The 23774-nt window shown below is 57.6% G+C and carries 25 protein-coding genes; 22 read left to right on the plus strand and 3 right to left on the minus strand.

Annotation, left to right across the window (positions count from 1 at the left end):
- Nucleotides 1-15 precede the first annotated feature (15 nt).
- Nucleotides 16-669, minus strand: coding sequence for a fructose-6-phosphate aldolase (gene fsa / locus AC2TDA_RS00890; RefSeq protein WP_480847695.1), 654 nt, complete (start codon nucleotides 667-669; stop codon nucleotides 16-18).
- An 88-nt stretch (nucleotides 670-757) separates the two neighbouring features.
- On the opposite strand from fsa, the gene AC2TDA_RS00895 reads away from it, so the two are divergent.
- From AC2TDA_RS00895 to AC2TDA_RS00910, 4 genes are all read left to right on the plus strand, one after another.
- Nucleotides 758-2953, plus strand: coding sequence for a primosomal protein N' (locus AC2TDA_RS00895; protein WP_480878361.1), 2196 nt, complete (start codon nucleotides 758-760; stop codon nucleotides 2951-2953).
- Between the two features lie 79 nt (nucleotides 2954-3032).
- Nucleotides 3033-4265 (plus strand): MFS transporter, encoded by a 1233-nt coding sequence (locus tag AC2TDA_RS00900; RefSeq protein WP_480878363.1) that lies wholly within the window; start codon nucleotides 3033-3035, stop codon nucleotides 4263-4265.
- Nucleotides 4266-4331: 66 nt separating this feature from the next.
- A complete protein-coding gene (locus AC2TDA_RS00905) occupies nucleotides 4332-5204 on the plus strand; it encodes a 50S ribosomal protein L11 methyltransferase (protein WP_480878364.1) in 873 nt (290 codons plus the stop codon).
- A 104-nt stretch (nucleotides 5205-5308) separates the two neighbouring features.
- Complete coding sequence (locus AC2TDA_RS00910) at nucleotides 5309-5653, plus strand: hypothetical protein (protein ID WP_480847691.1); 345 nt, start codon at nucleotides 5309-5311, stop codon at nucleotides 5651-5653.
- Nucleotides 5654-5772: 119 nt separating this feature from the next.
- Here AC2TDA_RS00910 and AC2TDA_RS00915 read toward each other — a convergent pair whose 3' ends face one another.
- A complete protein-coding gene (locus AC2TDA_RS00915) occupies nucleotides 5773-5988 on the minus strand; it encodes a DUF1127 domain-containing protein (RefSeq protein WP_480847690.1) in 216 nt (71 codons plus the stop codon).
- A 333-nt stretch (nucleotides 5989-6321) separates the two neighbouring features.
- Between AC2TDA_RS00915 and ruvC the strand changes: the two genes are divergently transcribed.
- From ruvC to AC2TDA_RS01005, 18 genes are all read left to right on the plus strand, one after another.
- The gene (ruvC, locus tag AC2TDA_RS00920; RefSeq protein ID WP_480847689.1) at nucleotides 6322-6819 is read left to right on the plus strand and encodes a crossover junction endodeoxyribonuclease RuvC; all 498 of its coding nucleotides are present in this window, start codon (nucleotides 6322-6324) and stop codon (nucleotides 6817-6819) included.
- Nucleotides 6816-7493 carry a Holliday junction branch migration protein RuvA gene (gene ruvA / locus AC2TDA_RS00925; protein WP_480847688.1) on the plus strand — a complete coding sequence of 226 codons (678 nt, stop codon included), beginning with the start codon at nucleotides 6816-6818 and terminating at the stop codon, nucleotides 7491-7493. The genes ruvC and ruvA overlap by 4 nt, the downstream gene beginning before the upstream one ends.
- Nucleotides 7494-7497: 4 nt before the next feature.
- Nucleotides 7498-8517 (plus strand): Holliday junction branch migration DNA helicase RuvB, encoded by a 1020-nt coding sequence (ruvB, locus tag AC2TDA_RS00930; protein WP_480847687.1) that lies wholly within the window; start codon nucleotides 7498-7500, stop codon nucleotides 8515-8517.
- 63 nt (nucleotides 8518-8580) lie between these two features.
- The gene (locus tag AC2TDA_RS00935) at nucleotides 8581-9204 is read left to right on the plus strand and encodes a hypothetical protein (RefSeq protein WP_480878366.1); all 624 of its coding nucleotides are present in this window, start codon (nucleotides 8581-8583) and stop codon (nucleotides 9202-9204) included.
- Nucleotides 9201-9584, plus strand: coding sequence for a tol-pal system-associated acyl-CoA thioesterase (gene ybgC / locus AC2TDA_RS00940; protein ID WP_480847685.1), 384 nt, complete (start codon nucleotides 9201-9203; stop codon nucleotides 9582-9584). Before AC2TDA_RS00935 ends, ybgC begins: the two co-directional genes overlap by 4 nt.
- Before the next feature lie 106 nt (nucleotides 9585-9690).
- The gene (tolQ, locus tag AC2TDA_RS00945) at nucleotides 9691-10386 is read left to right on the plus strand and encodes a protein TolQ (RefSeq protein WP_480847684.1); all 696 of its coding nucleotides are present in this window, start codon (nucleotides 9691-9693) and stop codon (nucleotides 10384-10386) included.
- 1 nt (nucleotide 10387) lies between these two features.
- Nucleotides 10388-10864, plus strand: a complete 477-nt coding sequence (gene tolR / locus AC2TDA_RS00950) for a protein TolR (protein ID WP_480878367.1) — start codon at nucleotides 10388-10390, stop codon at nucleotides 10862-10864.
- A 9-nt stretch (nucleotides 10865-10873) separates the two neighbouring features.
- A complete protein-coding gene (locus AC2TDA_RS00955) occupies nucleotides 10874-11974 on the plus strand; it encodes an energy transducer TonB family protein (RefSeq protein ID WP_480878368.1) in 1101 nt (366 codons plus the stop codon).
- Nucleotides 11971-13290, plus strand: a complete 1320-nt coding sequence (tolB, locus tag AC2TDA_RS00960) for a Tol-Pal system beta propeller repeat protein TolB (protein ID WP_480878370.1) — start codon at nucleotides 11971-11973, stop codon at nucleotides 13288-13290. The genes AC2TDA_RS00955 and tolB overlap by 4 nt, the downstream gene beginning before the upstream one ends.
- 88 nt (nucleotides 13291-13378) lie before the next feature.
- The gene (gene pal / locus AC2TDA_RS00965; protein ID WP_480847680.1) at nucleotides 13379-13885 is read left to right on the plus strand and encodes a peptidoglycan-associated lipoprotein Pal; all 507 of its coding nucleotides are present in this window, start codon (nucleotides 13379-13381) and stop codon (nucleotides 13883-13885) included.
- A 4-nt stretch (nucleotides 13886-13889) separates the two neighbouring features.
- On the plus strand, nucleotides 13890-14714 hold the full coding sequence (gene ybgF / locus AC2TDA_RS00970) for a tol-pal system protein YbgF (protein WP_480878372.1): 825 nt from the start codon (nucleotides 13890-13892) through the stop codon (nucleotides 14712-14714).
- Nucleotides 14711-15964 (plus strand): tRNA lysidine(34) synthetase TilS, encoded by a 1254-nt coding sequence (gene tilS / locus AC2TDA_RS00975; protein WP_480878373.1) that lies wholly within the window; start codon nucleotides 14711-14713, stop codon nucleotides 15962-15964. Before ybgF ends, tilS begins: the two co-directional genes overlap by 4 nt.
- A 75-nt stretch (nucleotides 15965-16039) precedes the next feature.
- Nucleotides 16040-17956, plus strand: a complete 1917-nt coding sequence (ftsH, locus tag AC2TDA_RS00980; RefSeq protein ID WP_480847677.1) for an ATP-dependent zinc metalloprotease FtsH — start codon at nucleotides 16040-16042, stop codon at nucleotides 17954-17956.
- A 457-nt stretch (nucleotides 17957-18413) separates the two neighbouring features.
- Complete coding sequence (locus AC2TDA_RS00985) at nucleotides 18414-18989, plus strand: MOSC domain-containing protein (protein ID WP_480878374.1); 576 nt, start codon at nucleotides 18414-18416, stop codon at nucleotides 18987-18989.
- Nucleotides 18990-19154: 165 nt separating this feature from the next.
- Nucleotides 19155-20831: a formate--tetrahydrofolate ligase gene (locus tag AC2TDA_RS00990; protein ID WP_480878376.1), complete on the plus strand. Its 1677-nt coding sequence runs from the start codon at nucleotides 19155-19157 to the stop codon at nucleotides 20829-20831.
- A 57-nt stretch (nucleotides 20832-20888) separates the two neighbouring features.
- Nucleotides 20889-21194, plus strand: a complete 306-nt coding sequence (locus AC2TDA_RS00995; protein WP_480847674.1) for a chorismate mutase — start codon at nucleotides 20889-20891, stop codon at nucleotides 21192-21194.
- 52 nt (nucleotides 21195-21246) lie between these two features.
- Complete coding sequence (gene folD / locus AC2TDA_RS01000) at nucleotides 21247-22137, plus strand: bifunctional methylenetetrahydrofolate dehydrogenase/methenyltetrahydrofolate cyclohydrolase FolD (RefSeq protein WP_480847673.1); 891 nt, start codon at nucleotides 21247-21249, stop codon at nucleotides 22135-22137.
- A 231-nt stretch (nucleotides 22138-22368) separates the two neighbouring features.
- Nucleotides 22369-23103 (plus strand): LytTR family DNA-binding domain-containing protein, encoded by a 735-nt coding sequence (locus AC2TDA_RS01005; protein ID WP_480878377.1) that lies wholly within the window; start codon nucleotides 22369-22371, stop codon nucleotides 23101-23103.
- A 1-nt stretch (nucleotide 23104) separates the two neighbouring features.
- Here the strand turns inward: AC2TDA_RS01005 and pdeM are convergent, their stop codons facing one another.
- On the minus strand, nucleotides 23105-23767 hold the full coding sequence (pdeM, locus tag AC2TDA_RS01010; protein ID WP_480847671.1) for a ligase-associated DNA damage response endonuclease PdeM: 663 nt from the start codon (nucleotides 23765-23767) through the stop codon (nucleotides 23105-23107).
- Nucleotides 23768-23774 lie beyond the last annotated feature (7 nt).

Raw genomic sequence — 23774 nt, forward strand, 5'->3', positions numbered from 1 at the left:
CGGTGGTGAATCAGTTCAGAGGATTTTCTGACCGGTCTTGGCCCAGTCGGACAAGAAGGTTTCCAGGCCCTTGTCGGTGAGCGGGTGGTCGGCCAGCTTCTTGATCACGGCAGGTGGGGCGGTGATCACGTCGGCGCCGATGCGGGCGCTGTCGGTTACGTGGTTCACGGTGCGGATCGACGCGGCCAGGATTTCGGTTTCGAATCCATAGTTGTCGTAGACCTGACGAATGTCGGCGATCAGGTCCATGCCGTCCATGTTGATGTCGTCCAGACGACCAATGAAGGGCGAGATGAAGCTCGCGCCCGCCTTGGCTGCAAGAATGGCCTGGTTGGTCGAGAAGCAGAGGGTGACGTTGACCATTTGACCTTCGTCGGTCAGCGTTTTGCAGGTTTTCAAACCAGCCCAGGTGAGCGGCACCTTGACCGCGATGTTCGGCGCGATCTTGGCCAGCTTGCGGCCTTCGGCGATCATGTCGTCCGCCTCGGTCGCGACAACTTCGGCAGAAACCGGTCCGTCAACCAGATCACAGATTTCCTTGGTCACTTCCAGAATATCGCGGCCAGATTTCAGGATCAGCGACGGGTTGGTGGTCACGCCGTCCACCATGCCCAGATCGTTCAGTTCGGCGATGGCGTCGATCTCGGCTGTGTCTACGAAGAATTTCATGAGGGCAGTCCTTTGATGGGTTGGCCTTGGTCGCGGATGGCTTTACCTCAAAGAGACCCATGCTGGAACCCCCTGCGAAGGATATACCGTGAGCGCTAACGGATTTTTCGACCAAGGAGAGCTGGTTTCGGTGCTGACAACGCAGCCGCTGGACCGAACGCTGGATTACAAAGCACCCGAGGGTGGGTGCTTTCTGGGTGCGTTTGTCGAGGTTCCATTGGGGCCACGCAAGGTTCTGGGTGTGGTTTGGGGGCCGGGGAAGGGTGGCTTTGATCTGAGCAAGGCGCGGTCGATAATCCGCGTTCTTGAAGTCGCGCCGATGCGCGACGAGATGCAGTTGTTTCTGGGTAAGGTAGCAGATTACACGCTGACGCCGATGCCTGCGATGCTGCGTCTGGCGACGCGTGCGCCGGGACTGAGCGATCCGCCGTCGATGCGCAAGATTTATCGGCTGGGTAATGGCGAACCCGACCGGATGACCGACGCCCGAACGCGTGTGCTAGAGGTTTTGCGCGATTACGGTGGGTTGGCGTTTACACTGAAGGAACTTGCTGAACAGGCAGGGGTTACCTCCTCGGTCGTCAAGGGGTTGGTCAAGCAAGGCGCAGTGCGGGAGGAAGACAGTCCAAGGGACTTGCCCTATCCGCATCTGGACCCGGACTTGCCGGGCAAAGCCTTGACCGACGATCAAGCAGCTGCTGTTGCGAAACTGCAGGAAGGCCAGCGCTCTGGGGATTATGGCACCACGCTGCTGAAGGGTGTGACGGGCTCGGGCAAGACCGAAGTGTATCTGGAGGCCGTGGCCGAAGCATTGCGCATGGGGCGTCAGGCGCTGGTTCTATTGCCCGAAATCGCACTGACGGCTGAGTTTCTGACGCGGGTCGAGGCGCGGTTCGGTGCACGCCCAGCCGAGTGGCACTCGGGCGCGACCATGACCGAACGCCGCCGAGTATGGCGCATGGTCGGGCAGGGCGATGCGCAGATGGTGATAGGTGCGCGGTCAGCATTGTTCCTGCCGTTTCGCAACCTGGGATTGGTCGTGGTCGATGAGGAGCACGACACATCATACAAGCAAGAGGACGGCGTGCATTACAGCGCACGGGATATGGCTGTGCTGCGGTCGGCGATTTGCGGGGCACGGGTGATTCTGGCCAGTGCCACACCATCACTGGAAAGCTGGGCCAATGCCGAGGCGGGCAAATACGAACGGCTTGACCTGACCTCGCGGTTCGGAGCAGCTGTGTTGCCCGAAATGAAGCCGATCGACATGCGCGCAGAACAGATGCAACCGGGGACATGGATTTCTCCTTCTCTGCGGCAGGCGGTTCGCCAAAGGATCGAGAAGGGCGAGCAATCGCTGCTTTTCATCAATCGTCGCGGTTATGCACCTGTTACCCTGTGTCGTGCGTGCGGGGAACAGATTGCCTGTGATCATTGCGATGCACGCATGGTTGAACACCGGTTTCTCAAACGACTGATGTGCCATCAATGCGGCGAAACCAAGCCGATGCCCGATGCGTGCCCATCTTGCCAAGTGGAAGGTAAGCTGGCGCCAGTCGGGCCGGGAATTGAGCGGTTGGCCGAAGAGGCTGAGGCGACATTCCCCGAGGCCAAGATTGCAATGCTCAGTTCTGATCTCTTCGGGTCTGCACGCGCGTTGAAAGCCAAGATCGAGGAGATCGCCGAAGGCGATGCGGATTTAGTCATCGGAACCCAGCTGGTCGCTAAGGGGCACAATTTTCCCAATCTGACGCTGGTGGGCGTGATTGACGCAGACCTCAGCTTGCACGGGGCCGACCTCCGCGCAGCGGAGCGGACATTTCAATTGATGCGACAGGTGGCCGGGCGCGCGGGGCGGGCGGACAAGCCGGGACAGGCGCTTTTGCAGACTTTCCAACCTGAACATCCTGTCATCCGCGCGATCTTGTCGGGCGACGAAGAAGGGTTCTGGAAAGCCGAAGCCGCTGGCAGACAAGCTGCAGGTGTTCCTCCTTTCGGTCGCATGGCCGGGATCGTCCTATCGGGCCCTGAAGTTGGACCTGTTTTTGATATCGGCAATTCGATGGCCCGAAACGACACTTCGCTTCGCGAGGTTGGCGCACAGGTTTTTGGCCCGGCTCCGGCTCCAATCGCGAGAATACGCGGGCGACACCGGGTCCGGCTGCTGGTCAAAGCCCCAAAGGGCGCGCCCATTCAGGATGCTATTGCCCGTTGGATCGCACCTTTACGCCTCAAAGGCGATATCCGTCTGACGGTAGATATTGATCCGCAGAGCTTTTACTAAACTCTGCATCAATGCAGAGACCTTGTGCGTTGCAGGCTTTCCTCTCGCCAAAATAACGAAATGGGCGTAGAGGACTCTCATGTTGAAACCCATGCCGCTCTCAGAAGCGCAGAGCCTTCCGGTCTGGCGCCGTCCTATCACGCTCTTGTTCGTGATGGCGTTGACCATGCCTATTGCGTTCAACGCCTGGAGTGCGCTGCTAAACAATTTTGTCATTGAAGTTGCGAGCTTCGATGGCGCCGACATCGGCTTGTTGCACACTGTACGCGAAATTCCCGGGTTTTTGGCGATTGGCGTGATCGCAGTGATCCTGTTCATCCGAGAACAGGTGCTGGCGATGATCTCACTTATGATGCTGGGCGTGGCTACAGCCGTGACCGCGTGGTTCCCCAGTTTGGGCGGTTTGCTTTTTGTAACGTTGTTCAGTTCGATAGGCTTTCACTATTACGAAACAGTGAACCAATCGCTGCAACTGCAATGGTTGCCTAAGGACCGGGCGCCGCAAGTTTTGGGTTGGCTGGTAGCCATGGGATCTGCAGCCACCGCAGTGGTCTATGGGTTGATCGTGCTGACCTGGGATCGATTTGATCTGTCCTATAATACTGTATTCATGGCTGCTGGCGGTGTGACCGCCCTTTTTGCGTTGTTCTGTTTGTTCGCATATCCGCAATTCGATGCCCCAACACCACAGACCAAGAAACTTATTCTGCGCCGCCGCTACTGGCTGTACTACGCGCTGCAATTCATGGCCGGAGCACGGCGACAGATCTTTGTTGTCTTTGCGGGCTTCATGATGGTCGAGAAATTTGGATTCGAGGTGCACGAACTCACAAGCCTCTATCTGATCAATCTGATGATCAATATGCTGGCGGCCCCTCTGCTGGGTAAAGCGGTTGCACGGTTTGGCGAGAGGCGCACGCTGATCTTTGAGTATACTGGTCTGGCCATTGTTTTTGCGGCCTATGGCGGCATCTACTGGTTCGGTTGGGGCGTGCTTTTAGCGGCGATCCTTTATGTAGTCGACCATGTGCTGTTTGCGCTGGCGCTGGCCCTTAAGACATATTTTCAGAAAATTGCCGATCCGGCAGATATAGCGCCGACTGCTGCCGTCGCCTTTACCATCAATCATATTGCGGCGGTATTCCTGCCCGCATTGCTGGGATTGTTGTGGGTTCTGTCGCCTGGTGCGGTTTTCGGATTGGCGGCTTTGATGGCGCTGGTGTCACTAACGCTCTCCTTTCTGATTCCGCGCCACCCTGAGCCCGGCAATGAAACGATCCTGTCGAAATACGCGCCTGCTCCTGCTGAATAAGTGCTGAAGCTTGACCTTGGCGGCCCGTCGCCCTAGGCGCTGAAGCAGTTTAGACAGGAGGCCTCCATGCCCACATTTACCGCGCTGACCACCTTGACCGGCAAAACCGCTGCTGAGGGGTTGGGTGAAGCGATGGAGCGGCTTGACCCCGAACCCACCGGAGTGGGCGTGTTCGATATCGAAGATGGGTCGGGCCTTTGGGAAGTTGGTGGCTACTTCACTGAAGCCCCGGATGAAACCGCGTTGGCGGTGCTGGCAGCAGCGTTCGAGGCCAAACCGTTTGTAGTATCCGAATTGCCCGAAACCGACTGGGTGGCTCATGTCCGCCGCGAGTTGGCTCCGGTCGAAGCAGGCCGGTTCTTTGTTTATGGCGGTCATGATGCCGACAAGCTGCCCGAAGGGCGTATCCCGTTGCTGATCGAAGCCGCGATGGCCTTTGGCACAGGGCACCATGGGACAACGCTTGGGTGCCTCAAGGCGTTGGACTGGCTGCTGGACCAAGGGTTTTCGGCAAGCAAAGTGGCCGATATCGGCTGTGGTACTGCCGTTCTGGCCATGGCCGCTGCACGGGTGTGGGAAGGGGATATCCTGGCTAGTGACATAGATCAGGTTGCCGTCGACGTGGCCGAAGCCAACTTGAAGGCAAACGGTATGGCGGACGCGGTTCACTGCGTCGAAGCCGCTGGTTTCGATCATCCTGTCCTGCAATCCCATGCGCCTTATGACTTAATTTTTGCCAATATCCTGAAGGGCCCACTTGTCGCACTCTCTCCTGAAATATCGGAAAATTTGCGCGCAGGAGGACAGGCGATTCTGTCTGGAATCCTGAACGAACAGGCGGATGACGTGCTGTCAGTTTATTCTCAAAATGGGTTCAATCTGGCCCGAAGGGGCGAAATTGGTGAGTGGACGACGCTAATCTTAACGAAACAGGGCTAAAATTGGGCCATTTACGGGAGTTTTCTGGAGATTCGCCACGCTTTTGTCGCATTCTGTACCTAGCTTTATTGGATGCAATCGGGGGGCGGTTTTCGGAGGCTGCCATGACTGGAAAACAACTTGAATTCGATCAGCGCGTGACGCGACTGACCAAGAAACACAAGAAACTTAATCGCGGGTATCGCGCGTCCATGCGATCGGACGGATTGGTTGTGATGAAGCCGCAGCGTGTGCGGTCAGCAATTCCGGTGCGGGTTCTGTTTCTCGCATTGATTGGTTTTTTCGCGTTTAAGGCGTTTTTACTGTTCCATCTTGGGGCATCAACGTATCAGAACCGCGTGGATAGCCTGGATGCGGGGACCTCTGTAGAAAAAGCCGGTGCCTGGATCATGCAGATTGATCCGGTATCCGAGTTCCTGTCGGTACAGATAGTCAATATTTGGTACTGATCTCCCCGACGCTCCTCCTAAGGGAATAAAAAAACACCGCAGGCCAAGTGGCATGCGGTGTTCTTTCTTGCCCCACAGGGAGGAAGGAGAGGGGCGTGTGAGTGGTAGCTTAAGTGGTCTTACCGGCGGCCTTCAGCGACAACGTCGATGTCACCACGGCACAGGCCGATATCTTCCAGCTCGCGATCTGTCAGAACGTTCAGCGCGTTGCGGGTAACGCGGGCGTCGTTCCATTCCACAACGGCGTTTACTGCCGATACGAAAAATGCGCCGATACGGCCAACGAGGCCGATTGAGCCAGTGGTTGCGATGCGGGTAGTGTCCAGTGCAGCCATATCCTGTTTCCTTCTGGTTTGTGTTAAACTCTGATCTTGCGATCTGAGCGGCATCTAGTGATGTCGTATTGCCCGCGCAATAGCAGTTTTTGCATGTGTCCTATGCAGTTTTTGCAACGCTCGCAGTTGATGAAAAACCCTTAAATTATTGATGAAAATACGTTCATGAAACAGGTCGGTTCCGGACTATTCGGTGTCGAAAACAATCCACTTTGTCGCGAGCAAGACAGTCGTGTCGTTTTCAGGCGTAAAGTCAATTCGCTTGGAAAATGTTCATGTTTCGTGCTAATCGATAAAAAAGATCAATAAAATCCGAGCAGGCCGAGGCAAAACATGCGAATTCTGGGCATTGATCCGGGGCTTAGGACCCTGGGATGGGGCGTCATCGAATCAAATGGCAGCCGTCTGAGCCACGTTTCGAATGGATTGTGCAAATCGGACGGGGACGATTTAGGTGAGCGGCTTTTATCGCTGCACAATCAGATCGTCGAAGTTATAGCTGAGTATTTGCCTGAGCAGGCCGCGATCGAACAGACATTCGTCAACAAAGATGGGGCGGGGACGCTCAAACTGGGTCAGGCGCGCGGTGTTGCGCTGCTGACATTGGCGCAGGCCGGGTTGCCCGTAGGGGAGTACGCGCCGAACCGGGTTAAGAAAACCGTGGTCGGTGTTGGACATGCCGAGAAAGAGCAAGTCCTTCACATGGTCAAGCTGCAATTGCCGGGATGTCAACCCAAAGGCGCGGATGCAGCGGACGCTCTGGCGATTGCGATCTGCCACGCCTATTACGGCAAGACGCAACGGGCGCGAGTGAAAGAGGTGCGGGCATGATCGGAAAACTAACAGGACGGCTGGACTATCGCGCAGCGGATCATGTGCTAATCGACGTTCGGGGTGTCGGTTATATCGTTTACTGTTCGAACCGGACCATGGCCGCACTGCCCGGCGCGGGTGAGGCGGTATCGGTTTACACAGACTTGGTCGTGCGCGAAGACCTGATGCAGCTCTATGGGTTCCTGTCACTGGTCGAGAAGGAATGGCACCGGTTGTTGTGTTCGGTGCAAGGTGTCGGCGCCAAGGTTTCGCTGGCCATTCTTTCCGCACTTGGACCGGAGGGCGTTAGCCGGGCGATCGCGCTGGGCGATTGGGGGGCGGTCAAGGCCGCCAAAGGGGTCGGTCCGAAGACCGCACAGCGGATTGTACTGGACCTTAAGGACAAGGCGCCGGGCGTGATGGCCATGGGGGGCACAGTGAGCGATGCTATGGATGGCCCTGGACTGGATGTCGTCGAACCGGCAGAACCGGCACCGGCACCCAGAGGTCAGGCCAAACCGGCTTCGGGTGCAGCGGCAGCTTCGGCGGGGGCGTTGTCGGCCTTGTCGAACTTGGGGTACGGCCCTTCCGATGCGGCGTCAGCCGTGGCGGAGGCGGCGGCAAACTTGCCGGATGCGGGGGAAGCTGACCTAATTCGCGCTGCGTTGAAACTACTGGCCCCGAAAGGCTGAATGAATGGTTGATGCCGATCCTGCCCTGCGCCCTGAGCCTTTACCTGAAGACAATGACCGCGCGCTGCGCCCTCAGGGGCTGGATGAATTCATCGGTCAGGCCGAGGCGCGTGCCAATCTTCGCATCTTCATCCAGTCTGCTCGGCAGCGGGGCGAGGCGATGGATCACACGCTGTTTCATGGCCCACCGGGTTTGGGCAAAACCACATTGGCGCAGATTATGGCGCGAGAACTTGGTGTGAATTTCCGCATGACCTCTGGGCCTGTCCTGGCCAAGGCGGGTGATCTGGCGGCAATCCTGACCAATCTGGAAACGCGTGATGTTCTGTTCATCGACGAGATTCACCGCCTGAACCCAGCGGTCGAAGAGGTGCTGTACCCGGCGATGGAGGATTTCGAGCTCGATTTGGTGATCGGTGAGGGCCCTGCGGCGCGAACAGTGCGGATCGAGTTGCAGCCCTTTACTCTGGTTGGTGCCACCACGCGGATGGGTCTGTTGACGACACCGCTGCGGGATCGGTTTGGTATTCCTACACGTTTGCAGTTCTACACGGTTGACGAGTTGCACGAGATCGTCACCCGCAATGCGCGCAAACTGGGTGCACCTGCCGATGATGACGGTGCGCGCGAAATCGCGCGGCGGTCGCGCGGAACGCCCCGGATCGCCGGGCGCCTGCTGCGCCGTGTTGTCGATTTTGCCATCGTCGAAGGAGATGGGCGCATTACGCGAGATCTTGCAGATGGCGCTCTGACCCGGTTGGGGGTGGACCATCTTGGGCTGGACGGTGCGGATCGGCGGTATCTGAAGCTGATCGCCGAGAACTATGCCGGCGGCCCGGTGGGGATCGAAACCCTGTCGGCAGCGTTATCGGAAAGTCGCGACTCTCTTGAGGAAGTGATTGAGCCCTTTTTATTGCAGCAGGGTTTGATCCAGAGGACCCCACGTGGACGCATGCTGGCACAAAAGGCGTGGACGCATCTGGGCATGGCGGCCCCCAAAAGGCAAACCGATCTGTTTGGTTGAAGCCGCCGCCCGGATTTTTTATGCCTTCGGTGAGAGTATTTTCGAAAAGATGAAGGGGTTGGTGTGACACCGGACGAGATCGAGGCGATGTTCACGCGCGAAAGCGGTGAATTTTTGTTTGCGCGCTGGGGGCGGCCAATAGTGCCGATCGTGTTTGGGATTGAGGATGAGACGCTGGCAACCGTCAAGGGTGCATTCGAGGCAGTAGTCACCCTGGCAGGCCACAAGATGGCCGAAACCGATCCGGAACTGGGCGCCAATTGTATGGTCTTCTTTTTCAGGGACTGGAATGAGCTGCTCAGTGTACCTGATTTGGATCGCCTGATCCCAGACCTTGGGCCTTTGGTGGACCGTTTGCTTTCAGCAGATGCCAACCAATACCGCATCTTCCGTTTCGAGGAAGACGGTGCCATCCGCGCAGCCTTTGTTTTCCTTAGGATGGACAAGGAACTGTCCAAGATTCCAGCCGAGACACTGGCTCTTAGCCAAGTGGTTCAGACTATCCTTTTATGGTCGGAAACCGCATTTCGTAACAAATCTCCGCTTGCTATTGCAGGTGACGCGACGATCCTGCGGCCGGATATTGCCGCGTTGATCCGCGCAGCCTACGATCCGGTTCTGCCGGGCGCGGCACAGGACCCATCCCATGCGTTGCGCCTGTTTGCCAGATTGGAGCAGCCTCAGTGACACATGTCTTCCCTGTCAGGGTTTACTATGAAGATACCGACATGGGCGGCGTGGTCTATCACGCGAATTACCTCAAGTTCATCGAACGCGCGCGATCGGAATGGGTTCGCGAGCTGGGGAACGATCAGAACGCGATGCGGGATGCCGGTATCGTCTGGGTCGTGCGCCGGATCGAGGCGGACTATCTGGCCTCTGCCAGGTTCGATGACGAGTTGACGATAGAAACGAATGTGGTCGCGGTCTCGGGTGTTCGATTGACCATGTCGCAATTGGTAAAACGGGGCGAGACCGAGGTGTTTCGCGCTGTTGTCACCGCCGTGTGTATGAACAGTCAGGGTAAACCAGTCCGTCTTCCGGCAGAGATTCGCGCATTGCTGTAACAAATTGCCCTGCCGGGGTGGTTCTGTTGGCTTTTCATGACCATCTGCGTTAGCGTTTGGCAAAACAAGGCCAAATGGCTGTCAGGCAAAAACAAAGAGCAGGTTCATGGAAGCTGAAACGCTGGCGCTGGCGCAGGAGATCGATTTCTCCATGTGGGGGCTGTTTGCCCGTGCGACATTTATCGTCAAGATCGTAATGCTGATCCTCGTGATCGCGTCCTTCTGGTCCTGGGCAATCATCGTCCAGAAACTGATCAACTATCGTGCCGCGCGGCGCGAGGCGCTGGTTTTTGATGAATCTTTCTGGTCCGGCAACCCGCTGGATGAGCTATTTGAACAAATTGGGACACAGCCGGACGGCAGTTCTGAAAAGATCTTTGCCTCGGGTATGATCGAATGGCGCAGGTCGCATCGAACCGATGGCGGATTGATCGCCGGTGCCACGGCGCGGATAGATCGCTCGATGGACGTGGCTATCGCCAAAGAGGCTGAAACTCTCCAAAAAGGATTGCCCATTCTGGCCACGGTCGGCTCAACCGCGCCGTTTATCGGCCTTTTCGGAACCGTCTGGGGCATAATGAATGCCTTTATTGAAATTGCGGAACAGCAGAACACCAACCTCGCTGTTGTTGCGCCCGGTATTGCCGAGGCGCTGCTTGCCACAGGTCTGGGATTGCTGGCTGCGATCCCGGCGGTGATCTTCTACAACAAACTCAGTGCGGATAGTGATCGTATCGTGAATGGATACGAGGCGTTTGCGGACGAATTCGCCACCATCCTGTCGCGGCAGTTGGACAGCTGATATGGGCGCAGCGGTTCAGCAATCCTCGGGCGATAACGGGCGCAGACGTGGACGTCGGCGCGGCCGCGCGCAGCCGATGGCCGAGATTAACGTTACACCTTTTGTCGACGTGATGCTGGTTCTCCTGATCATCTTTATGGTGGCCGCCCCCTTGCTGACGGTCGGCGTGCCAGTAGACCTGCCCAAAACCGCCGCCAGTGCCTTGCCCGGCGACAGCGAAGAACCGTTGACCGTGACCCTTACCGCCGATGGGCGGGTACAGATCCAAACGACGGACGTGTTGCGCGAAGAATTGATTGGCAAACTGCGCGCGATAGCGTCGGAACGCAGCAGCGACCGCGTGTTCCTGCGGGCCGACGGCGCAATCCCATACGCTCAGGTAATGCAGGTGATGGGCGCGCTGAATGCGGGTGGGTTTTCCAATGTAGGTCTTGTCACTGACACCGGCGGGCCGACGCTGGACGATGGTGGAGAGTGAGGCCGCACGGTGGAGACCGGCACCAAAATTTCGGCGATTGCGCATGTCAGTCTAATCAGCTGGGCGTTATTTGGCGGGACGTTCCGGTCCGAGCCTCTGCCGATGGCCGTGCAGGATGTTTCCGTGATTTCAGCAGAGCAATTTGCAGCTCTGAGCGCGCAGCGAGAAGCACCACAGGTTCCGACACCCCCCGCCGACCTTCAGCAACCCGAAGAGCCCGAGGATGAAATCAACGCACCACAACCGACTGATGAGGTGCAGCCGAGCCCGGAAACTGTCACTCCCGACGAGCCTGATGCCGAGACCGAGCCGGAAGCAGTCGAAATAGCTCCTGAACCAGAGCTGGTCGAAGAACCACCGACTTTGGAACAACCCGATCCAGAGGTCGCGGTGTTGCCAGTGCCGCCCGGCCCCGAGGCACAACCACGACCAGTGGACAGGGTTGCCCCGGAACCTGTCGCGCCGCCTCCACCCGACGTGAAGCCGGATGACGTCGAAACTCCACCAGTGTCGTTGGATGAGGGGGCCGAGACCCAACAGGAGCAACAGGATCAGACGGCTCCGGAAGAGGCCACCGACCAGATTGTGACCGAGGCAGAAGAGACAAACGAAACGTCGCCCCTTACATCACCACGCCCGCGCACACGCCCCAATCGTCCGCAGCCACCGGCCCAGCCCGAGGTTGCAGAAACAGCAGAGCCCGCGGAAGAACCAGATCAAAACAACCAGCAGGCCATTGATGATGCGCTGGCTGAGGCACTGGGCCAGGGCAGCGAGCCCTCCGGCCCGCCTCTGACCAGCGGCGAGAAAGACGCGATGCGGTTGGCCGTGTCTCGCTGCTGGAATGTCGGGTCGCTGTCGACCGACGCTTTGCAGACCGTTGTTGTCGTTGGTTTTTCGCTGTCTCGAGACGGCAAAGTGATTGGTGGCAGCCTCAGGATGCTGGACAGTTCCGGCGGGTCGGCCGGCGCCGAAAAACAGGCTTTCGACGCGGCTCGGCGGGCGATTTTGCGCTGTGGTGCCAAAGGATACACTCTGCCTGCTGACAAATACGCGCAATGGCAGGATATTGAGATTACATTCAATCCCGAGAGGATGCGGATCAAATGATGAAACTTCTGACCAGCCTCTTTGTTGGCCTTTCTCTTCTGGCGGCACCAGTTTACGCCCAAAGCGGACCGCTGCGTCTGGAAATCGACGAAGGGATCATCGAGCCGATGCCCTTCGCAGTACCGAACTTCGTGCCAGACAGCGCAGCCGCGGCGCAATATGCGCAGGATATCTCGCGCGTGGTTGTAGCGGACCTGACGGGAACCGGGTTGTTTCGCGAAATCTCTTCGGATGCGTTCATCAGCCGGGTCAGCAGTTTCGACGCGCCGGTCCAATTCGCCGACTGGAAGGCGATCAATGCACAGGCCCTGGTTACTGGGGCGGTCAACGTCTCGGGCAAGCGGCTGACGGTGCGCTTCCGGGTATGGGATGTATTCTCGGGGCAAGAGCTGGGCACAGGCTTGCAATTTGCCGGCACCACAGATGGTTGGCGGCGGATGGCGCATAAGGTGGCCGATCAGGTCTATAGCCGGATAACCGGCGAGGGGGGGTATTTCGACAGCCGCGTCGCATTCATCTCGGAAAGCGGGCCAAAAGATCAGCGGCGCAAGCGGCTGGCGATCATGGACTATGACGGTGTGAATGTTCAGTACCTGACGGACAGCGCGGCGATCGTGCTTGCTCCGCGTTTCTCGCCGACGGGAGACCGGTTGCTGTATACAAGTTATGAAACCGGCCAACCACGTATTTACGTTATGGATGTGGCCCGCGTGCGACCGCAGGAACTGAAAACGCAAGAAGGCACGATGAGTTTCTCTCCGCGGTTTTCACCTGATGGAAGTTCGATCGTTTACTCGCTGACACAGGGCGGCAATACGGATTTGTGGAAGATGGATCTGGCTTCCGGGCAAAGCGTGCGGCTGACCAATACACCGGCAATCGAAACCGCGCCCAGCTATTCCCCGGACGGCAGCCAGATTGTGTTTGAAAGCGACCGCTCGGGCACGCCGCAGCTTTATGTCATGCCAGCCAACGGAGGCGAGGCGACACGTATCAGTTTCGGTCAGGGCCGCTACGGCACTCCGGTCTGGTCGCCGCGCGGCGATCTGATCGCGTTCACGAAGCAAAACAAGGGCCGGTTCCATATCGGTGTCATGCGCACTGATGGCAGCGAAGAGCGTTTGCTGACCGCTTCGTTCCTGGATGAAGGTCCCACCTGGTCGCCAAATGGCCGGGTTATCATGTTCACGCGCGAAACGCAGGGTGCAAGCGGGCGGTCTTCGCTCTACTCGGTCGATATCTCGGGACGCAATCTGCGACCGGTCCGCACGCCGGACGGTGGCAGCGACCCGTCTTGGGGACCACTGCAAAATTGAATTAAAGCAACGGGTCGGCAAAGTTCACAAGAAACCCACACTGTGTTAGAGAGACGACAATAAACAAAACGGAACACGAGGCATTGAAATGAACCTTCTGAGCAAAGTCGCGGCGGTGGGCGCGTTGGCCCTGATCGCCGCCTGTACGAACAACGACCCTTCGGCTTTAGGCGGAGGCGGCCCGGGCGGCAGCGGTGCTCTGGTTCCGGGATCACCAAGCGACCCGCGTTCGCCAGCTTACTTCCAGCAGACTGTCGGGGATCGCGTGCTGTTTGCCGTGGATCAGTCGACATTGTCGCCGGCAGGGCAGACGACCCTGCAGGGCCAGGCGGATTGGCTGTTGGCCAACCCAGATTACGTGGCCACAATTGAGGGACACGCAGATGAGCAGGGAACGCGAGAATACAACCTTGCGCTGGGTGCGCGACGGGCAAACGCGGCCCGTGAATTCCTGATCTCGCGCGGTGTGGCTGGTAACCGTCTGCAAACCGTCAGCTTTGGCAAGGAACGCCCGATCGAGATTTGCAGTACCGAGGAATGCTATACGAAGAACCGCCGCGCTGTGACAGTGCTGACGGGTTCAACCACGGGGTAAGACGATGCGAATTGCAGGTTTGGTTCTAGCGGCGGTGGTAGCTGCCGCTGGTGTGGCTCAGGCGCAGGATCAGCAGACACTGGCCGATATCCGGCAGGAACTGACGGTGCTGCACGTGGAAATCCAGCGGCTAAAGCGCGAGTTCTCGACAACCGGCTCGCCGTCGCCGAACCTGTCGGGTAGTTCGATACTGGAGCGGGTGGACGCAATCGAGGCCGAGCTACAGCGTTTGACGCGCCAGACTGAACAATTGAGCCAACGCGTGCAGAACATTGTCACCGACGGCACAAATCGGATTGGCGACATGGAGTTCCGACTTTGCGAACTTGAAGCGGGATGTGAAATCTCTGGTGAGCCCACCAGTACGCTGGGCGGTGAAGATACTGCGAACGGCACTGCGGTTATTACTCCTGCAACTCCAGAGACTTCTGAACAGGTCGAACTCGCAGTCGGCGAACAGGCAGACTTTGACGCGGCAGCTCAGGCTCTGGCCGATGGCGATTTCCCGACAGCGGCAAACCTGTTTTCACAGTTTGACCAATCTTATCCCGGCAGCCCACTTGCTCCGCGCGCCAATTTGCGACGTGGGCAGGCCCTTGAGGGTATGGGAGATACACGCGAAGCGGCGCGGGCGTTCCTGGCCAGTTTCACTGGTGACTCCGAAGGTCCTTTGGCGCCCGAGGCGTTGTTTGAACTTGGCGCAGCACTGGGGCGACTGGGACAGACCGATCAGGCTTGTATCACGCTGGGCGAAGTGGAAGTTAGATTCCCAACTTCGGCCCCGGCGGGCTCTGCCGCGCAGGAAATGGCATCATTGGGCTGTTCTTGACCTCCGACGCCGACACTCTTGTTGATGAAGTTCGGGCAGGATTGCCCGATCTGCTGCCGCGGCGGTTGGGTGTCGCGATCTCCGGAGGAAGCGACTCGACAGCGCTGTTGCGCCTGCTGGCCGAGATTGCGCGAAACGAGCGGGTGGAGCTGTTTGCTGCGACGGTGGATCATGGCCTGCGACCTGAATCTGGGGCCGAGGCTTTGGCGGTTTCGGAATTGGCACAGCGATGGAGCATCCCGCACCAAACGCTCAATTGGGGTGGCTGGGACGGGACCGGAAATCTGCAAGATGCAGCCCGGCGAGCCAGATATCGGTTGCTGACCCAGTGGGCCGATGAATTAGGTCTGGAAGCGATTGCTCTGGGCCACACCGCTGACGATCAGGCGGAAACCGTTCTGATGCGTCTGGCGCGTGCATCCGGTGTGTCGGGGCTGTCTGCAATGGCATCCGTGCGTCGGGAAAGCGGTATTCAATTGCTGCGACCCTTGCTGTCGACAACCCGGGAGCGGCTGCGGGATTTCTTACGGGCTGCAGATATCACCTGGATCGACGATCCATCGAATCAGGACCAGCGTTTCGACCGGATTAAGGCCCGTACAGCCCTATCCGGGCTGGACGAGATTGGGATAACCGCAAAAACTCTGTCACGCGTGGCTGAAAACTTGGCACAAGCGCGTGAAGCCTTGGCACAATATGCGCAAGACTCCGCCCGCCAGATTGTACAGGTCGATGGCGGGGACCTGTGTATTGATCGCGATGGGTTTACCAAACTGCCAGAAGAAATCCGTCGCCGTATTCTGATCGCTGCGATTGGGTGGATCGCGGGCGGTGAGTACGCGCCGCGCCAAAGCGCGGTTCAAAATGCACTTCTGGCGCTTTCGCTGGGTCAAACCTTCACGATTGGTGGCTGCATTCTGATCCCCGAAGGTAAAAAATCGTGGTTTTGCAGAGAGCTAAACGCTTTAACCGACCAAACAGTACGCCCCGGTCAGTTGTGGGATAAGCGCTGGATCGTGACCGGCCCGGCGACCAAAGAAACTAGGATTCGGGCGTTGGGCGAAGACGGCATCGTGCAGCTTGAAGACTGGCGTGAGGCAGGCAAACCCCGCGCTGCTCTTTTGTCCACACCTGCAGTTTGGGTCAATGAAACTTTGTTGGCTGCGCCGCTGGCCGGTTTTCCCAATAAATGGCACGTAGATGCCCCGCCCGAACGGCCCGAGTTTTACACTTCGATTTTATCGCATTGAACCTGCTACAATCATCTCTATTTTAAGAAGCAACCGACAGATCCCCATCTGTCGAAACCTTTTGGGAGATTTTCCTTGGGCAACGCTCGTAACATCGCCTTCTGGGTTGTTCTGTTCCTGTTGATTCTTGCACTGTTCAATTTGTTCAGCGGATCGGGTGGAACGCTTCAGAGCAACGAAAGAACCTATACCGAATTCGTCAGCGCCGTGGATGCCGGAGACGTCACCAATGTGACGCTTGATGGCGAACAGATTCGGTATCGCACCAGCGACAATCGCGACTATGTCACGATCAAGCCCAGCGATGCCGAAGTAACAAAGCTGCTGATCGACAAGAACATTCCTGTACGTGCCGAAAAGCAGCAGCAGTCCGGGTTCCAGACGTTCATCCTCAGCATTCTTCCCTTCCTGCTTTTGATCGGTGTCTGGATCTATTTCATGAATCGGATGCAGGGCGGTGGCAAAGGCGGCGCGATGGGCTTTGGTAAGTCCAAGGCTAAGATGCTGACCGAAAAGCATGGCCGCGTGACCTTTGACGACGTGGCCGGCATTGACGAAGCCAAGGAAGAACTGGAAGAAATCGTGGAGTTCCTGCGTAACCCGCAGAAATTCTCGCGCCTTGGCGGCAAGATTCCCAAAGGCGCGCTGCTGGTTGGCCCTCCGGGTACTGGTAAAACGCTGCTGGCGCGTGCGATTGCAGGTGAGGCAGGCGTGCCGTTTTTCACCATTTCTGGTTCGGATTTCGTGGAAATGTTCGTCGGTGTCGGTGCGTCCCGCGTCCGTGACATGTTCGAACAGGCCAAGAAGAACGCGCCGTGTATCGTGTTTATCGACGAGATCGACGCAGTGGGTCGCCATCGTGGCGCAGGCTATGGCGGGGGTAATGATGAGCGCGAACAGACCCTCAACCAGTTGCTGGTCGAGATGGACGGGTTTGAGGCCAATGAAGGTGTGATCATCCTGGCGGCCACCAACCGTAAGGACGTTTTGGACCCCGCTCTGCTGCGTCCGGGCCGGTTTGACCGAAACGTCACTGTTGGCAATCCCGACATCAAAGGCCGTGAGAAGATTTTGGGCGTACATGCGCGCAAGACGCCTCTGGGCCCCGATGTCGATCTGCGCATCATCGCGCGTGGTACGCCTGGTTTCTCGGGTGCCGATCTGGCGAACCTCGTGAACGAGGCCGCGCTGATGGCCGCCCGCGTGGGCCGTCGCTTTGTCACCATGGAAGATTTCGAGAACGCCAAGGACAAGGTGATGATGGGGGCCGAGCGCCGCTCGATGGTGTTGACCCAGGACCAGAAAGAAAAGACCGCTTATCACGAGGCAGGCCACGCTGTTGTCGGCCTGAGCCTACCGCTGTGTGATCCGGTCTACAAAGCGACGATCATCCCGCGCGGTGGTGCGCTGGGCATGGTGGTATCGTTGCCCGAGATGGATCGCCTGAACTATCACCGTGATGAGTGTGAGCAGAAGCTGGCTATGACAATGGCCGGTAAAGCGGCCGAGGTGATAAAATACGGTGAAGACCACGTGTCGAACGGCCCCGCCGGCGACATCATGCAGGCCAGCCAGCTATCGCGCGCGATGGTGATGCGTTGGGGTATGTCGGACAAAGTCGGCAATATCGATTATGCCGAAGCGCATGATGGTTATTCCGGCAATACCGCTGGTTTCTCAGTTTCGGCGCACACAAAAGAACTGATCGAGGAAGAGGTCAAGCGGCTGATTCAACAGGGTTATGAGCGAGCGTACCAGATCCTGACTGAACAGAACGAAAGCTGGGAGCGTCTGGCGCAAGGCCTGCTGGAATATGAGACGCTGACCGGTGACGAGATAAAACGCGTCATGAATGGTGAGTCGCCCAACGAGGGCGATGATGAGGGCGACAGCCCGGATGAAGGCAACGCGCCAAGCGTCACGGCCATCCCCAAGACCAAAGCCAAAAAGACCCCTCCAGAGGGTGGCATGGAGCCTGAACCGACAGGTTGAGCTCTGGGTCGTCACGCTAGACTGAAATACAAAGGCCGGGGTACAACTCCGGCCTTTGTCGTATCTGGTATTCCGGTGGTTGCTTAGTTCTGCAATTTCTATGCGGCAGTTACATTCCAAAACAGTAATGAAAAGCCGGCACGTGCTCATTATTTTTATTCACTGCACCCGAGCTGAGATTCGACAAGGTCTCGTTAGTCTAGGTGTTCTGACGGTGCGTCAGAACACCGGTGACACCCTTTGTGGGCTGAAGTTTGGTTCTGTTTGGAATTTTGCTTGATCGTTGATGAAGAAATGATGGAGCTTGGCTTTGTCATAACTGCGATTCTGGCGATTTGATTTATAGAAAATCTTGAGATGACTCAGCCGCGCACTGGTTACCGCCAGACATCCTGCTCCGGATAACTGTGTGCTGCGAAAGCCATTCGTGACTGTCAAAACTGGAAGTGATCAAGAAATGCCGGTGCTCAAAAAAACAGAATTTTCTGGTGAAATCGTCTGGCTAGGTCATGTCCCGACCGGTGGGTCTTTACGTGCCTGCGCGGTCGAAAAACTCGACCTGACTTTCTCAGGCGATGGCGGTGCCCGGCATGAAGGCGTAAACCGCAGGTCCTGTGTCAGAGTGAAGAACCTTTATCCCCAGGGAACTGAAATACGGAATGTCCGCCAGCTATCCGTGCTATCGGCCGAAGAAATCGAAGCCATTGCCAACGACATGGGACTGTGCCGGTTGGAACCGTCTTATTTGGGGGCCAGCATCGTATTGCGCGGTATTCCAGATTTGACGCATATCCCACCTTCTTCGCGATTGCAGGTAGCTGATGGCCTGACAATCACCGTGGATATGGAAAACCGCCCCTGCGTATTGCCGGGAAAAGAGATCGAAGCGGATTGGCCTAGCCGTGGTGCCGCCTTCAAGCCAGCGGCGAAGGACCGGCGCGGTGTTACGGCATGGATCGAGAGGCCAGGCGTGGTTAAGTTGGGCGACAGGATGACGCTGTTTGTTCCGGATCAACGGGCATGGGCGCCGTAACGGCTGGGTGTTTCCGATTCGAAACCGTTGAATTGCCCTCACGCCGTTTCACGGCACGATTATGTCGGAATCCATATCCATCAAAATTGTACACAACGGTATGGGTTATCCAGCGCCGACGTTCTGCGTTGGTTTCGCACGGCATTCAATTAGGGACCCTGCCCAATGAGCTACAAATCCGACATCGAAATCGCCCGTGAGGCGAACAAGAAACCGATCCAGGAAATCGGTGCAAAAATCGGCATCGAATCTGCGGATCTGCTGCCCTACGGCCATGACAAGGCCAAAGTCAGCCAGGACTTCATCAATTCGGTTCAGGGCCGTGAAGACGGCAAACTGATCCTGGTGACCGCGATCAACCCGACCCCGGCGGGTGAAGGCAAGACCACCACCACCGTGGGTCTGGGCGACGGTCTGAACCGCATCGGCAAGAACGCGATGATCTGTATTCGCGAAGCCTCGCTTGGCCCGAACTTCGGTATGAAGGGCGGCGCTGCAGGTGGCGGTTACGCTCAGGTTGTTCCGATGGAAGAGATGAACCTGCACTTCACAGGCGACTTCCACGCAATCACTTCGGCTCACTCGCTGCTGTCGGCCATGATCGACAACCACATCTATTGGGGTAATGAGCAGAAGATCGACATGCGCCGCGTCGTATGGCGCCGTGTGGTTGACATGAACGACCGTGCCCTGCGTCAGATCACCTGCTCGCTTGGCGGTGTGTCGAACGGTTTCCCGCGCGAAGCTGGCTATGACATCACCGTGGCGTCGGAAGTTATGGCGATCCTCTGCCTGGCCAACGACCTGCAGGATCTGGAAAAGCGTCTGGGTGACATCATTGTCGCTTACCGCCGCGACCGTACGCCGGTCTACTGCCGCGACATCAAGGCAGAAGGCGCAATGACCGTTCTGCTGAAAGACGCGATGCAGCCGAACCTGGTGCAGACGCTGGAAAACAACCCTGCCTTCGTCCATGGCGGTCCGTTCGCCAACATCGCGCATGGCTGTAACTCGGTCATCGCGACCAAGACCGCTTTGAAAGTTGCCGACTACGTCGTGACCGAAGCAGGCTTTGGTGCCGATCTGGGTGCCGAGAAGTTCATGAACATCAAGTGCCGCAAGGCAGGCATCGCTCCGTCGGCAGTCGTTCTGGTTGCCACCGTACGCGCGATGAAGATGAACGGTGGCGTTGCCAAGGCCGACCTGGGTGCGGAAAACGTCGATGCCGTCAAGTCAGGCTGTGCCAACCTTGGCCGTCACATCGAAAACGTGAAATCGTTCGGTGTTCCGGTCGTGGTTGCCATCAACCACTTCGTCACCGACACCGATGCCGAAGTGCAGGCTGTGAAAGACTATTGCGGTGAGCATGGCGTTGAGGCGATCCTGTCGCGTCACTGGGAACTGGGCTCGGAAGGCTCGGCACCACTGGCCGAGAAAGTTGTCGAGATCGTCGATGGCGGTTCTGCGAACTTCTCGCCGATCTACCCGGACGACATGTCGCTGTTCGAGAAAATCGAAACCGTCGCCAAGCGTATCTACCGCGCTGACGAAGTTCTGGCCGACAACAAGATCCGCAACCAGCTGCGTGATTGGGAAGCGGCCGGATACGGCAACCTGCCGGTTTGCATGGCGAAAACACAGTACTCGTTCTCGACCGACCCGACACTGCGCGGCGCACCCACCGGCCACTCGGTTCCGGTACGCGAGGTTCGCCTGTCCGCCGGTGCCGGTTTCATCGTGGTTGTTTGCGGTGAAATCATGACCATGCCCGGCCTGCCGCGCAAACCCGCCGCGGAATCGATCTGCCTCAATGACGCAGGTGAGATCGAGGGCTTGTTCTAAGCCGCTGAATAGGACATCTCGTGGTCCGGGGAATTCCCGGGCCACGAGGAGATCAAAATGCCCACTCTGACACCTCCGCAAGACTGTCAATCCATGCAGGACCTGCGGGCTCAGATCGACAAGCTTGATCGCCAATTGATCGAAATGTTGGTGATGCGCGCAGCGTACATTGACCGCGCATCCGAGCTGAAACCCGGCGAGGGCCTTCCTGCCCGAATTCCGGATCGCGTCGAAGAAGTGGTGCAGCGCGTGCGCGAAAGTTCCGGTGACTTGGGGATGGACCCAGAATTGGCCGAACAACTTTGGCGCATATTGATTGACTGGTCGATCGCTCGCGAGGAACGCGTGCTCGGCCCTGACTGAATGACCGGGCGCATCTGCGCCCGATCCGCTTTTTGATAGAAGGGATCAAAGGATGGTAGCTCAGGTTATCGACGGTAAGGCCTTTGCCGGTACAGTACGCGCGCAAGTGGCCGATCAGGTTGCGAAGTTGAAAGAAGAAAACGGCATCACGCCCGGTTTGGCCGTGGTTTTGGTGGGCGAAGACCCGGCCAGCCAGGTCTATGTTCGATCGAAGGGCAAGATGACCGTCGAGGTCGGCATGAACTCGTACGAGCACAAGCTGGATGCGGACACTTCGGAAGAGGACCTGCTGGCGCTGGTCGACAAGCTTAACAATGATCCCGCCGTGCATGGTATTCTGGTGCAGCTGCCACTTCCCAAGCATCTGAACGAAGACCTGGTTATCAATTCCATCGACCCGGCCAAGGATGTTGACGGTTTCCATATCTCGAATGTGGGCCTGCTGGGAACCGGTCAGAAATCCATGGTGCCTTGTACGCCACTGGGTTGCCTGATGATGCTGCGCGACCATCACGGATCGTTGTCGGGTATGGATGCGGTTGTGATCGGCCGTTCAAACATCGTGGGCAAGCCGATGGCTCAACTGCTGCTGGGCGACAGCTGCACCGTGACCATCGCGCATTCGCGCACCAAGGATCTTCCTGATGTCGTCCGCCGCGCCGATATCGTTGTAGCCGCCGTAGGCCGCCCCGAAATGGTGCCCGGTGACTGGATCAAAGAGGGTGCCACGGTAATCGACGTTGGCATCAACCGGATCGAGCGCGACGGCAAAAACAAGCTTGTGGGTGACGTCGATTATGCCAGTGCTGCCGAGCGCGCTGGTGCAATCACGCCCGTTCCCGGTGGCGTAGGTCCGATGACGATTGCTTGCCTGCTGGCCAATACTCTGACAGCCTGCTGCAGGGCAAACAGCCTGCCGGAACCAGAAGGCCTGACGGCCTGACGCAGACTTGTGCGCCGGTACTCCGGCGAACCGAGGAAATTACAGGGTCGAAAAGCGACTGCGCTTTTCGACCCTTTTTTGTACTTACATAGATTTTTTCATTCACACGTTAATGGTTTGACTGGCGGTCAACCGGTGATAAACCTTCTATTCCAGCCGGTTAAGCAGAGATTCTGTAGGCCAGCCGAGGGTCGAAGGCTGGGCCTCGGGTGGTGGGTGTTACCAAGTACGATGTTTAGACTACGTCCCATCATTGACCATTTCAGCTTTCAGCGTGTGTTGGCCGTTCTTGTGCTCACACCATTGCTGGCATACTCCTTTGCGCCGTTTCGGGAAATGAACCTGCCATTTTCAGTCCGCCTTATCTTCTGGGCTGGAGTGATCGCACTTGCTTTGGCCGTGACATGGGTTGCGGGGAGACTGGTGCGCGAGCGGATTTGTCATTCCGCAGTTTTTTTTCGCGATGTCGCCTTTGCACTGTTGATCCTGGCACAGTTTGCGCCGGCCTTGTGGCTGTTGACTTGGATGGTGTTCACATGCAGCGGCCAGGAAGCGCCAGGTCCCCTGATGGTGATGCCTTATGGCGTGATGTTGGCCACGGGCCTGATGTTGGTGCGGCAGCGCGATCAGGAGGATTCTGATCATCCCCAACAACTACCCAGACTGTACCATCGCCTGCCGTCCGGATTTGAAGGGTACATATACCGGTTGACTGTGCGCGATCATCAGGTGGATGTAGTAACGTCCGAGGGGACAGTCACCATTCGGTCGCGCTTTACCGACGCTATTGCAGAGATGGAGCCGGTGCGCGGTCACTGCACTCACCGGTCTCATTGGGTTACAGAGGCCGCTATCGTTGGGCCAGAGAAACAAGGTAGCAAAACGTTCCTGAGACTCTGCAATGGTGACCTGGTTCCGGTCAGCCGGAAATACCGTCCCCAACTGGAAGAGGTCGGCTTGGTCTGACCTAGCGAGGCATGGGGATATTCTGCGGCTGGGGCCCGGTGAGGATAGCCTGAGCATCCTCAGCCATTAATTGTGCCAACACCACATCTGTGCTGCGCAAACCGCCTGTGTATGTGCCATAAGCCGGGAGGATCATGCGCGTGCCGTCCACCAGAAATGCTGGGCGGGTGATCGAGCGACCTTTTATTCTTATTCGGGCTTTGGGGTGATAGTGGCCCGAAACCTCGCCCTTTGCATCTGCCTGTGCGATGTGGCGGTAAACCAGCGGGCCACATGACCAATCCGCTAAATGCTCTCCGCCCAATTCCACAGGGCCGGGGTCATGGTTGCCTTCGATCCAGATCCATCGTCGACCAGCTTGCAATGACGAAATTTGCAATCTGTCCACCGTGTCCATCGATCGGGGTGTTTCTAGATCGTCAAAGCTGTCGCCCAGGCAGATTACGGTTGTTGCATTCGTCTGCGTTAGATCTGCCGCTAGTCGGTTCAGCGTCTCGCGACTGTCATATGGGGGCAGAGCAGGGCCTCCGCGGCGGGCCACGCGTTCCGATTTTCCCAGATGCAGGTCCGAGATGCACAGGAGGCTCTGATCAGGCCACCACAGCGCACCTGTCCCCAGGGCTAAAAGGCGTTGCCCGAAAAACGAAAACTCAAGAGCGTTCATGGTCCGT

The sequence above is a fragment of the Ruegeria sp. HKCCD6426 genome (assembly GCF_057221115.1).